13 protein-coding genes, 1 tRNA gene and 1 riboswitch are annotated in these 12031 nt (G+C 64.6%); of the genes, 11 read left to right on the plus strand and 3 right to left on the minus strand.

The genetic code is table 11. The features are described 5' to 3' along the window. Window positions 1-3: 3 nt before the first annotated feature. The 3 genes from AC24R4_RS20885 to glyA all read right to left on the minus strand — a co-directional run bounded on the left by AC24R4_RS20885 (window position 4) and on the right by glyA (window position 2752). Window positions 4-648 (minus strand): GspH/FimT family pseudopilin, encoded by a 645-nt coding sequence (locus AC24R4_RS20885; protein WP_487523563.1) that lies wholly within the window; start codon window positions 646-648, stop codon window positions 4-6. A gap of 214 nt (window positions 649-862) precedes the next feature. Further along, a complete protein-coding gene (gene nrdR, locus AC24R4_RS20890) occupies window positions 863-1330 on the minus strand; it encodes a transcriptional regulator NrdR (RefSeq protein ID WP_029051311.1) in 468 nt (155 codons plus the stop codon). A 174-nt stretch (window positions 1331-1504) separates the two neighbouring features. Further along, window positions 1505-2752 carry a serine hydroxymethyltransferase gene (gene glyA, locus AC24R4_RS20895; protein ID WP_153945614.1) on the minus strand — a complete coding sequence of 416 codons (1248 nt, stop codon included), beginning with the start codon at window positions 2750-2752 and terminating at the stop codon, window positions 1505-1507. Between the two features lie 180 nt (window positions 2753-2932). Next, window positions 2933-3036, minus strand: a riboswitch (ZMP/ZTP riboswitch). A gap of 168 nt (window positions 3037-3204) precedes the next feature. Between glyA and ybgC the strand changes: the two genes are divergently transcribed. The 11 genes from ybgC (at window position 3205) to AC24R4_RS20950 (ending at window position 12031) form a co-directional block, all read left to right on the plus strand. Further along, window positions 3205-3609, plus strand: a complete 405-nt coding sequence (gene ybgC, locus AC24R4_RS20900; RefSeq protein ID WP_400393355.1) for a tol-pal system-associated acyl-CoA thioesterase — start codon at window positions 3205-3207, stop codon at window positions 3607-3609. Then, on the plus strand, window positions 3606-4289 hold the full coding sequence (gene tolQ, locus AC24R4_RS20905) for a protein TolQ (protein ID WP_066731701.1): 684 nt from the start codon (window positions 3606-3608) through the stop codon (window positions 4287-4289). Before ybgC ends, tolQ begins: the two co-directional genes overlap by 4 nt. Window positions 4290-4305: 16 nt before the next feature. Next, entirely contained in the window at window positions 4306-4743 is a 438-nt protein-coding gene (gene tolR / locus AC24R4_RS20910) for a protein TolR (protein WP_153945612.1), read from the plus strand. 18 nt (window positions 4744-4761) lie between these two features. Next, complete coding sequence (gene tolA, locus AC24R4_RS20915; protein WP_400393359.1) at window positions 4762-5853, plus strand: cell envelope integrity protein TolA; 1092 nt, start codon at window positions 4762-4764, stop codon at window positions 5851-5853. Between the two features lie 212 nt (window positions 5854-6065). After that, window positions 6066-7406: a Tol-Pal system beta propeller repeat protein TolB gene (tolB, locus tag AC24R4_RS20920; protein ID WP_153945610.1), complete on the plus strand. Its 1341-nt coding sequence runs from the start codon at window positions 6066-6068 to the stop codon at window positions 7404-7406. 20 nt (window positions 7407-7426) lie between these two features. Then, the gene (pal, locus tag AC24R4_RS20925; RefSeq protein ID WP_197497450.1) at window positions 7427-7936 is read left to right on the plus strand and encodes a peptidoglycan-associated lipoprotein Pal; all 510 of its coding nucleotides are present in this window, start codon (window positions 7427-7429) and stop codon (window positions 7934-7936) included. Window positions 7937-7954: 18 nt separating this feature from the next. After that, window positions 7955-8710, plus strand: coding sequence for a tol-pal system protein YbgF (gene ybgF, locus AC24R4_RS20930; protein WP_153945609.1), 756 nt, complete (start codon window positions 7955-7957; stop codon window positions 8708-8710). Between the two features lie 206 nt (window positions 8711-8916). Beyond that, window positions 8917-9600 carry a 7-cyano-7-deazaguanine synthase QueC gene (queC, locus tag AC24R4_RS20935; RefSeq protein ID WP_400393352.1) on the plus strand — a complete coding sequence of 228 codons (684 nt, stop codon included), beginning with the start codon at window positions 8917-8919 and terminating at the stop codon, window positions 9598-9600. A gap of 95 nt (window positions 9601-9695) precedes the next feature. Then, complete coding sequence (locus AC24R4_RS20940) at window positions 9696-10811, plus strand: YeeE/YedE family protein (protein ID WP_400393350.1); 1116 nt, start codon at window positions 9696-9698, stop codon at window positions 10809-10811. 70 nt (window positions 10812-10881) lie between these two features. After that, a tRNA-Lys gene (locus tag AC24R4_RS20945) sits at window positions 10882-10957 on the plus strand. A 192-nt stretch (window positions 10958-11149) separates the two neighbouring features. Further along, a complete protein-coding gene (locus AC24R4_RS20950) occupies window positions 11150-12031 on the plus strand; it encodes a hypothetical protein (RefSeq protein ID WP_487523564.1) in 882 nt (293 codons plus the stop codon).

Raw genomic sequence — 12031 nt, forward strand, 5'->3', positions numbered from 1 at the left:
GCGTCAGGGACACGTCGACTGCAGCTGGGTGGAGGGCCGGCCGCTGCCGGTCATGGAAACCGTCTGGCCGGCTTCCGTGGCATTGCGCTCGCAGAATTTCCAGCTCGCGGTGGGCGTGCTGGAACTGCCCGTGGATCGCATGCGTACGCGATCCGGCGTGGCGCCGAGATTGGCGGCGGTGACTTCCGTGGTGGCTTGCAGCGGATCGCTGTTCCGCACCAGTTCTTCGGTGTTGGCGTAGACGCCGTCATTGTCCGCATCGACAAACACGATGCGGGGCAGGGTCCAGTCGTCGGAGCAGGTATTGCCAGCGCCGAGCGGGCAGACCGTCACCGTGGTGTTGCGGCGCGCGGCCTCGCTGCGGGCGAGTTCGAGGTCCGCGAACAGACGCGTGGCATCGGCCGACAGCCGGCTGTTATGCAGGAATGACTTGAAGTTTGGTGCGGCTGCGGCGGCCAGCACGGCCAGTACCGCAATGGTCACCATCAGTTCGATCAGCGTGACCCCTCGCGCGCGCCGACGGTGTCGTTGACCTGTGCGCGCGTGTACAGCCCCTGACGCCACTGCAGCCACGCCGGCATTGACCCCAGGCTTAGGCAGCAAAGGCGTCAGCAAGCCCGCTGCCTTCCGGCAGAAAGACTGACCCATTTGTGACTCCCGTCCAAAAAAACGACAGTTCTTTTTTTGTTCTTTGCGCGGCGCGCTGGAATGCTGTTGCGTCCGGGCCTCTGATGGGTCCGGTTCCGCGTGTGGCGACGCTGCTGTGTCGCAGCGTTCTTATGCGATGGAAACGCGCGTTCGTCCGCCTGCCTCCTACCCGAAGGAGGTCAGTGCAGATTAGACATCTTTTTTGGCGAAGTGGCTACCCCTTTCGTGGGGTAGGGGTCGAAAATTCGTCGAGTACGTCGCGGAATTCAGACACATCCTCGAAGCTTCGATAGACGGAAGCAAAGCGGATATAGGCGATCTTGTCGAGCTTGCGCAGTTCGCGCATGACCAGTTCGCCCACCTGGCTGCTCGGGATTTCCTTTTCGCCCAGCGCCAGCAGCTTTTCCTCGATGCGCAGGATGGCTTCGTCGATGGCTTCGGCCGAAACCGGCCGCTTGCGCAGGGCCAGCCGCATCGAATCCTTGAGCTTGGCCCGGGAATAGTCCACGCGCGAGCCGTTCTTCTTCACGATGGCCGGGAAGAACAGCTCGATGCGCTCGTAGGTGGTGAAACGGCGGTCGCAGGCTTCGCAGCGCCGGCGCCGGCGCACGGCTTCGCCGTCCTCGGAGACGCGACTGTCAAGGACCTGGGTATTGGAATGACCGCAGAAGGGGCATTTCATGCCTGACCACCTGAAGAAATATGCCAGCCCGCATTTTGCATCTTTGAGTTCTGCTGCGGGGTTGTGGCGGGTCAACCGGCGCCGCCGACCCGGAGGAGGGCGGCGCCGTTGGTGCGTACTAACTATAGATACGCTTCAGATCGCCCGGGGGGGCGATCCACGCCGTCGGTCCGATCAGCCGTAGACCGGGAAGCGGCGGGTCAGTGCGGACACCTGCTCGCGAACCTTGGCGATGTTGGCTTCGTCGTGCGGGTTGTCCAGCACGTCGGCGATCAGGTTGGCCACCTGACGGGCTTCTTCTTCCTTGAAGCCGCGCGTGGTCATGGCCGGCGAACCCAGGCGGATGCCCGAGGTCACGAACGGCTTTTCCGGATCGTTCGGGATGGCGTTCTTGTTCACCGTGATATGCGCGTCGCCCAGAATCTTCTCGGCTTCCTTGCCGGTGATCTGCTTGGCACGCAGGTCCACCAGCATCACGTGGCTTTCGGTCTTGCCCGACACGATGCGCAGGCCGCGCGCGATCAGGGTCTCGGCCAGCACGGCGGCGTTCTTCACCACTTGCTGCTGGTATTCCTTGAATGCCGGCTGCAAGGCTTCCTTGAACGCCACGGCCTTGCCGGCGATCACGTGCATCAGCGGGCCGCCCTGGATACCCGGGAAAATGGCCGAGTTGATGGCCTTTTCGTGCTCGGCCTTCATCAGGATCACGCCACCGCGCGGGCCGCGCAGGCTCTTGTGGGTGGTGGTGGTGACGAAGTCGGCGTGCGGCACCGGGTTCGGGTACACACCGGCGGCGATCAGGCCGGCGTAGTGCGCCATGTCGACCATGAAGTATGCGCCCACTGCCTTGGCAACCTTGGCGATGCGTTCGAAGTCGATGCGCAGGGAGAATGCCGAAGCGCCGGCGATGATCATCTTCGGCTTCGTTTCGTGCGCCTGCTTCTCCAGCGCGTCGTAGTCGATGTCTTCCTGGGCGTTCAGGCCGTAGCTCACGACGTTGAACCACTTGCCGCTCATGTTCAGCGCCATGCCGTGGGTCAGGTGGCCGCCTTCGGCCAGGCTCATGCCCATGATGGTGTCGCCCGGCTTGAGCATGGCGAAGAACACGCCCTGGTTGGCCTGCGAGCCCGAGTTCGGCTGCACGTTGGCGGCGTCGGCGCCAAACAGCTGCTTCACGCGGTCGATGGCCAGCTGTTCCACGACGTCGACATACTCGCAGCCGCCGTAGTATCGCTTGCCGGGATAGCCCTCGGCATACTTGTTGGTCAGTTGCGAACCCTGGGCGGCCATCACGGCCGGCGAGGTGTAGTTTTCGGAGGCGATCAGCTCGATATGATCTTCCTGACGCTGGTTCTCCTTCTGGATAGCGGCGAAGACTTCGGGGTCGATCTGTTCGATCGTGAAACGGCTGCGTTCAAACATGGCGTGACTCGTCTGTAAAAAGGAAAGCGGACGGCAAAAACGATAGGAGCATCGGTTGCAGGTCGGCGCAATCGTATTAAAGCGGGAATTACTTCGCGGATAGGGCGCGCGGGAAGGCACTGGCGTCCAGTACCGGGCGGCCCTATGCGGCTGACCGGTACAGGGCGCACCCTGCTTCCCATTCGCTGCCCAGGCGAGCGGCAGGCGCATTCTTACTTCACGCCCAATGAACTTGCGCTTCCTCGTGGTAGTACCCACTGACTTCGCCAGTCGCGCAAGGTGGAATGGTTGCGGCAGAGTTTATGCGAACGCGCCGCGGGCCGCAACCCGGCAGCGGCCGGGCGCGGAGCGCGCGCCGCCTGCGCCGTCAAGGCCTTGTGGCGTATGGCTCGCAACTTGCTGTTGCAAAGTCGCCTACGGGTTAACCAGTGCGCTCCGTTACAATGCGGCCCATGCCAAATTTCGTGTGGCCGCTGCGCGTGTATTGGGAAGACACCGACGCAGGCGGCGTGGTGTTTTACGCCAACTACCTCAAGTTTTTCGAACGGGCGCGGACCGAATGGCTGCGCTCGCTCGGCATTGAGCAGCAGACCCTTGCCGATACGTCCGGCGTGGTCTTCGTCGTACGCAGCACCGCTGTGGAATACAATGCGCCCGCCCGGCTGGATGACCAGCTGGAAATCCGTACGCATATCGAACGGGTTGGGCCGGCATCGGTCCAATTCGCCCAGGAAGCGTGGCGCGGGGACTTGCTGCTGGCCAGCGGCAAAATCCGCGTGGGATGTGTCGACAAAGGCACGTTCCGTCCGGCCCCGATTCCTGCCCCTGTTCTCGCTACTATTAAAAACGCTCGATGAATCCGGTGACCGTCACACAAGACCTGTCGATCATTTCGCTGGTCCTTCACGCCAGCCTGCTGGCACAGGCCGTCATGGCGCTGCTGCTGGTGATGTCCCTGTTCTCGTGGACCTATATCTTCCGCAAGCACCTGGCGCTGCGCTCGGCGCGCACCCAGACCGAAGGCTTCGAGCGCGACTTCTGGGCCGGCGGCGACCTGCAGGCGCTCTATAACAGCGCCGTGAACAACCGCCACAACACCGGCGCGCTGGAGCGCATCTTCGAATCGGGCATGGGCGAGTTCCTCAAGGCCCGGGAACGCAGCAACGACGCCGGCGCCCTGCTGGACGCCGCCCGCCGCGCCATGCGCGCCGCCTATCAGCGCGAGATGGACGTGCTGGAATCGCACCTGCCGTTCCTGGCGTCGGTGGGTTCGGTGAGCCCGTACATCGGCCTGTTCGGTACGGTGTGGGGGATCATGAACGCCTTCCGCGGTCTGTCGAATGTGCAGCAAGCAACACTTGCGTCGGTGGCGCCCGGTATCGCTGAGGCGCTGGTCGCCACCGCGATCGGCCTGTTCGCCGCCATCCCGGCCGTGATTGCCTACAACCGCTACGCCACGGAGATCGATCGCCTGGCCATCCGGTTCGAAAGCTTCATGGAAGAGTTCCTGAACATCCTGCAGCGCCAGACGCGTTAAACGGGGAGCATCAGACATGGCAGCCATCCAGCGCCGCGGCGGTTCGCGCCGCCGGGCCAGCGCCGAGATCAACGTCGTGCCGTATATCGACGTGATGCTCGTGCTGCTCGTCATCTTCATGGTGGCGGCACCGATCGTGAGCCCTGCGGTGGTGGACCTGCCGTCGGTGGCCAACGCCACGCCGCAGCAGCAAACGCCGCCGATCGTCGTCACCGTGCATGAAGATGGCCAGCTGACCGCGCGCGGCAAGGACAGCTCGGGCGGATCGTTCGAGCGCAAGCTCGACAAGCGCGGCCTGACCGATTTCGTGCGCCAGCGCCAGAACGAGAATCCGGACCAGCCGGTGGTGATTGCTGCTGCCAAGACGGTCAAGTATGAAGCCGTACTGGACGTCATGTCAGAGCTCAAGGCCGATGGCGTGAAGCGCGTCGGGCTGATGGTCAAGTCCAAGTAAGCACTATTGCGTCCCAAAGTGGCCAGCCTCTCGTCACGTCATCCGCAGCCAGGGCCTTCGCGCACGAAGGCCGCCGCCTATCCGTATCAGCCGGTCAAGGAACGCGGCACGATGCGGTCGTTCCTGCTCGCGCTGCTGATGCACCTGTTGCTCGGCATCGTGCTGTACTACGGCGTGCATTGGCAGAGCAGCACGCCGGTGGGCGCCGAGGCCGAACTTTGGGAAGAGGTTCCCGACGTCACGCCCGCACCGCCGCCGCCGCGTCCGGTGGAGCAGCCGGTGCCGACGCCGCCGCAGCCGGCCGTGCGCAGCAAGGTCGAGGAAGCGGCCGACATCGCGCTGGAGCAGAAGAAGCGCAAGCAGGCCGAGGAGGCCGCTGCACGCGAGGAAGCCGCGCGCCGCGAACGCGAGCGCAAGGAACAGGAACAGAAGGAAGCCCAGCGCAAGGAAGAGCAGCGCCAGCAGCAGCTCGACGCGCAGCGCAAGGAAGACGCGAAGAAGAAGGCTGACAAGGACAAGGCTGACAAGGCAGCGCAGGAAAAGGCCGCCGAAATCGCCCGGGAAAAGGAAAAGGAAAAGGCCGAGCAGCAGCGCAAGGAAGCCGACGCGAAGGCCAGGGCCGAAGCCGACAAGCAGGCCAAGGCCAAGGCGGATGCCGAGAAACAGGCGAAGGCCAAGGCGGATGCCGATGCCAAGGCCAAGCGCGATGCTGCGGCCAACGCGCAGCGCAAGAGCGAACTGGCGCGCCTGCAGGCGCTGGCAGGCGGCGGCAGCGCGTCGTCGAGCGGCGGCGGCGTTGGCAATGCGGCAGGCTCGGGCGCCGGTTCGGGCGGCAAGGCGTCGCCGGGCTATTCCGACCGGGTGCGCCGCCGCGTGAAGCCGAACATCATCTTCAACGGCACCGTGGAAGGCAATCCGCCGGCCGTGGTGGCGGTCCGGCTGGCGCCGGACGGCTCGATCCTGTCCAAGCGGCTGGCCAAGTCCAGCGGCGACGCCGACTGGGATAATGCCGTGATGCGCGCCGTGGAGCGTTCGGACCCGCTGCCGACCGACGAGGGCGGCAAGGCCCCGTCGTTCGAATTCACGATCACGTTCCGCCCCAAGGACTGACCAGCCAGGGGTCGAGAGCGCCATGATTTGCAACATAATGCAACCTTCATCGTTGGCCGCCAGTCCCATCGCTACCATGAACGGTTGCCTGACGCGGCCGGCAGTGTGCAAGACGTACACGCACGGAGCATGCGCCAAGCTGCATGCCGTTCCTGTGCCCGACTTGCTGTGCCCGCCGTACCGATGAATCCCAAAATCGACTGAGGAGCAGCATGCGAAAGCTTTGGGTCCCTAACTGGCTGTCCCGGCGCCAGACCACCAAGATCACCCGCGACCAGGGCCGCCACGCGCTGATGGCCTGGCTGGCGGTGGCACTGATGTCGGCCGGCGCCGCGCACGCGCAACTGAACGTGGAAATCACCGGCGTGGGTTCGAACCAGTTCCCGGTGGCCACGGCCAACTTCCAGGGCGAAGGCCAGGGCGCGCAGAACCTGACCGCCGTCATCCGTTCCGATCTGACCAACAGCGGCCGTTTTCGCAATATCGATCCGGCCGGCGCCACCGTCGCCGAATCGGCCCAGGTGGACCTGGGCAGCTGGAAGGCCAAGGGCGCCGACGCCTTCGTGGCGGGCAGCGTGACCCCGTCCGGCAATGGCCAGTACGAGGTGCGTTTCCGCCTGTACGACACGGTCAAGGGCCAGAGCCTGGGCGGTCTGGCCTTCAATGTCAGCCAGAGCCAGCTGCGCGTGACCGCGCACAAGATCGCCGACTACATCTACGAGAAGCTGCTGGGCGAACGTGGCGTATTTGCCACGCGCCTGTCGTATGTGTCGAAGGTGGGCAACCGCTACCAGCTGCTGATTTCGGATTCGGATGGCCAGAACGCCCAGGTGGCGCTGTCCAGCAGCGAGCCGATCATCTCGCCGTCGTGGTCGCCCGATGGCCGCCGCGTGGCTTATGTCTCGTTCGAGGCCAAGAAGCCGGTGGTGTACGTGCATGACCTGGCCACGGGCAAGCGCACGCTGGTGTCGAATCAGAAGGGCAACAACAGCGCGCCGTCGTGGTCGCCCGACGGGCAGCGCCTGGCCGTGGCGCTCTCGCGCGACGGCAACACCCAGATCTACCTGGTCAACGCCGACGGCTCCGGCCTGCGCCGCATCTCGCGCAGCAGTGCGATCGACACCGAGCCGCAGTTCTCGCCGGACGGCCGCAGCATCTATTTCACCAGCGATCGCGGCGGTGCGCCGCAGATCTACCGTATGCCGGCCTCTGGCGAGGAATCCGGCGCAGCACAGCGCGTGACCTTCAAGGGCAACTACAACGTCAGTCCGCGCGTTTCGCCGGACGGCAAGTACCTGGCCTACATCTCGCGTTCGGGCGGCTTCCGCCTGCAGCTGCAGGACCTGTCCAACGGTGACGTGACTTCTCTTACGGATACGTCCAACGACGAGGCCCCGAGCTTCGCCGCCAATGGAAAATACATCCTGTATGCCACCCGCGTGGGCGGCCGCTCGGTACTGGCGGCAGTCTCCACGGACGGCCGAACGAAACAGGTTCTGTCACTCCAGTCCGGCGAGGTTCGCGAGCCGTCCTGGGGTCCTTTCATGCAGTAGAAAAAGAGGAGTCTCTCGCCATGTCCCAAATGATGACCAAATCGCTCGCCCTGGCTGCACTGCTGGCCCTGGGCGCCTGCAGCTCCGGCGTGAAGCTGGACGACGCATCGAAGTCGGGTGCCAACCAGGGCGGCGCCCAGACCGATCCGCGCGCCGTGGCGCCGGTGGTTGCGGCCGATCCGCTGAACGACCCGAACAGCCCGCTGGCCAAGCGTAGCGTGTATTTCGACTTCGACAGCTACTCGGTCAAGTCGGAATACCAGGGCACGCTGCAAACGCACGCGCAGTACCTGAGCGCCAACAAGGGCCGCAAGATCCTGATCCAGGGCAACACCGACGAACGCGGCACCAGCGAGTACAACCTGGCCCTGGGCCAGAAGCGTGCCGAGGCCGTGCGCCGCTCGATGTCGTCGCTGGGCGTGCCCGAGTCGCAGATGGAAGCGGTGAGCCTGGGCAAGGAAAAGCCGAAGGCCACCGGCCACGACGAAGCCTCGTGGGCTGAAAACCGTCGCGCCGACATCGTCTACTGATCCACGGAATAATCCTTCATGAAAGCTCGCGTTTCCACCCTGCTGTGGCTGGCCGCTGTCTCCGGCGGTCTGCTGGCAGCCAGTTCCGCGCACGCCGGCGTCTTTGACGACGACGAAGCGCGCAAGGCGGTGCTGCAACTGCGGGACCAGTTCAACGGTTTCCAGGCAACGGCATCGCAGCGTATCGACCAGAACAGCCGCCAGCAGCTCGACATGCAGAACCAGCTGGAAGGTCTGCGTCAGGAAGTGGCCCGGCTGCGTGGTCAGAACGAGGTGTTGCAAAACACGGTGGACACGCTGCAGAAACAGCAGAAGGATTACTACGCGGACCTGGACGCGCGCCTGAAGAAATTCGAGCCGCAACAGGTGACCGTCGATGGCAAGGAAGGGCTTGCACAGCCGACCGAAAAGCCCGAGTACGACGCCGCGCTGAAGCAGTTCCAGTCGGGCGATTTCAAGGGCGCGGGCAACGCCTTCTCGGCATTTGCGAAGAAGTATCCGCAAAGCCCGTACTTGCCGCTGGCGCAGTTCTGGCTCGGCAATTCGCTCTACGCGCAGCGTGACTACAAGGGTTCGACTTTCGTGCTGCAGAACATGGTGCAACAGTTCCCGACGCATGCGAAGGTACCGGACGCCATGATCGCCATTGCCAACAACCAGATGGAATCGGGCCAGAAGGCAGCGGCCAGGAAGACGCTGGAGACGGTGGTGTCGAAGTATCCGGGTACCGAAGGCGCCCAGGCCGCCAGCAACCGGCTGAAGACGCTGAAGTGACCCGCCGGGGTACGAAAGCCAGGAAAGAGCCCGCAATCTTGCGGGTTTTTTCTTTTTTGGGCCGGCGCCATGGCGCATGGCGCCGCCGCAGCGCCATGGCGCCCATCACCCCCGCCTGATCGTATCCGGGGCGCCGGCGCGCTAAAATACGCGATTCGCCCAGCGCGGCGTATTTGACAGCGCGCTTGTTCCGCGCGCACCCCATCATGACCCAACGTGCAATCGTCCTGCTTTCCGGCGGCCTGGACTCCGCCACCGTGCTTGCCATGGCCAATGCGGCCGGCTTCGAAACCTATGCGTTGTCGATGCGATACGGCCAGCGCCATTCGTCCGAACTGGATGCCGCGCAGAAGGTGGCCGCCGCGCTCGGCGCCCGGCGCCACGAGATCATCGACCTCGACCTGCGCCGGTTTGGCGGATCGGCCCTGACCGACGACACGCTCGATGTGCCCGTCGACGGCGCCACCGGCGGCATTCCGGTGACCTATGTGCCGGCACGCAATACGATCATGTTGTCGCTGGCGCTTGGCTGGGCCGAGGCCATCGGCGGCCGCGACCTGTTTTTTGGCGCCAATGCGGTGGACTACTCCGGCTATCCCGATTGCCGCCCCGAATACGTGTCGGCGTATGAAACGCTGGCCAACCTGGCCACCAAGGCCGGTGTCGAGGGTGACCGCTTCCGCGTGCACGCCCCGATCATCGACATGACCAAGGCCGAAATCATCCGTGCCGGCGTGAAGCTGGGCGTGGACTATGGTCTGACCGTGTCGTGCTACAAGGCCGATGACGAAGGCCGCGCTTGCGGGGTTTGCGATTCCTGCCGCATCCGCAAGGCCGGCTTCGAGCAGGCCGGCGTCGCCGATCCGACGCGTTACCAGCCGGCTGCCTGAGCGCCGCAACAACCGGCCGGCCAGGACGAGAGGCGCCGCCCACGAGCGCCTCCGCCCAGAAAAAATCAGAAATCCACGAGCCCCCCAGTCACGACATGCCCGAAATCGACATCCCCGCGCTCACGCACACCGTACTGCTGAGTACCTTTGTGCTGACCTTCCTGTTTGGCGCCGTGCTGCAGCGCACGCACTTCTGCACGATGGGCGCCATCTCCGACATCGTCAACATCGGTGACTGGAGCCGTATGCGCATGTGGATCCTGGCGATTGGCGTGGCGATGATCGGCACCGGCGTGCTGGCGTGGACGGGGCTGATCGATCCGACCCGGACCATCTACACGTCGGCCCGGCTTGGCTGGCTGTCGGCGGCGGTGGGCGGGCTGCTGTTCGGCTTCGGCATGGTGCTGGCGTCGGGCTGCGGCAGCAAGACGCTGGTGCGCATTGGCGCGGGCAACCTGAAGTCGCTGGTGGTGTTCGTGTTCCTCGGCCTGTCGGCGTACATGACCTTGCGCGGCCTGTTCGGGGTCGTGCGGGTGAATACCGTCGATGCAGTGGGGGTGGCGCTGCCGTCCACGCAGGACCTGCCGTCGCTGGTGGCGCAGGTCACCGGCATGGCGCGCGGCACGCTGCAACTGGTGCTCGGCGTGGCGATCGGCGCGGTGCTGGTGCTCTGGGCGCTGGTCGGCAACGGCTTCCGCACGTTCGACAACCTGCTGGGCGGCCTGGCCGTCGGGCTGATCATCGTCGGCATGTGGTACGTGTCGGGCCACCTCGGCTATGTCTCCGAAGATCCGAATACGCTCGAAGAACTGTTCGTCGGCACCAACAGCGGCCGCATGGAAAGTCTGAGCTTCGTGGCGCCGTACGCGTACACGCTGGACTGGCTGATGATGTTCAGCGACAAGAGCAAGGTGCTGACCATCGGCATCGTCAGCGTCTTCGGCGTGATCGCGGGCGCGTGCGCCTATGCGCTGGTGTCGCGCACGTTCCGCTGGGAAGGATTCGGCAATGCCGAGGATGTGGCCAACCATATGGTCGGCGGCATCCTGATGGGCGCGGGCGGCGTGACCGCGCTGGGCTGCACGATCGGGCAGGGGCTGTCCGGCGTATCGACGCTGGCCATCGGTTCGTTCATCGTGTTCGCGACCATCATCGCCGGCGCGATGCTGGCCTTCAAGTATCAGATGTGGCGTCTGGAGCGTATGGCCTGAGTGGCGCTGGACGAGCCTGAAGCTTGACACCCCCTAGGGGGCTCCCTATAATCGCGGATTCAGTTTTTCCGGGTCGTTAGCTCAGTCGGTAGAGCAGCGGACTTTTAATCCGTTGGTCGCGTGTTCGAGTCACGCACGACCCACCAGCATTCCCAGAAGGGCCTGTGGCGAAAGTCACGGGCCCTTTTGTTTTGCCTGCGATGTATCCGCACTTGCCAGCGCAATCTGGTGTTCTATCCTTCGGTCCATGCGCAAACGCACGTAACAGATCAGGCAGCGTGCGCCGCCGCTGCCTAGAATGAATTCCCCGGTTCCCGAAAGGCCGATGCGCAGACACCATGCAGCGGATTGCAGGCCACCTGGCTCTCTTCGTCGTCCTGACATTGTGGGTTGCCCATGCGACGTGGGCTTCCGACATCTCGTGCCCGCACAGCTATCGACCGCGTTGTGATGTTTCCGCCCCGGCGGGTGCTTCCTGTACGGAGCCCATGCGGCAACATGTGCGCGGCTCGCAGTTGATCTGCGACTACGCGATGCTGCACGAGACCTATGAAGGCATCTATGCCGACCAGCAGCGCAGGCGCTATGCCGGGACGTTGCGCAAGGGGGATCTCGACGCCTGGCGCAGGGCGCGTGACGCGTGCACGACGGTGCGGTGTCTCGACCAGCTGTTCGCGGATTGGCGCAGGGCGTCGCCTGGGGCGGCCTCGCGCGAAGCCGCGACACATAAGCCGCCAGCGATGGCCGACAACCGGGCGGTCAAGCGAACGCCGCCGCCATTGCAGGCGCCGGCACATCGCGTCCTGCCGGGCAGGGAGGCGGAAATGTCGCCGGTCAGCGCGACGGACGATCTGCATCCTGCCACTCCAGTGTTCGAGTCCGTGCCGCTGTCGCTGCGCGATTCGCTGCAGCCATTGCCGCCAGTCGCCCCACGCGCGCCGGGCCGGGCCAACAATGCGCCGGCGCCGTTCGGATGGCTGGCGTGGCTGTCGTGGATCGTGGTCCTCGTTGCGGCCGGCGGCGGCTATTATTGGCTGGTCGTGCGCAAGCAGGCCACGCGCTATCTGGACGCGGCCTTCGCCTCGGCTTCGGCCGGAATGTCGTGGCTCAAGACCCTGCCGACCCTGGCCTTCATCCTCACCGGACTGGCGCTGTTGAACGGCGTTTTACTCGTCGTTTTGCTAGGTGGTTGGCCGATGCATATTCCCGGCATCAATTAA

The organism is Cupriavidus sp. CER-90 (genome assembly GCF_057652055.1).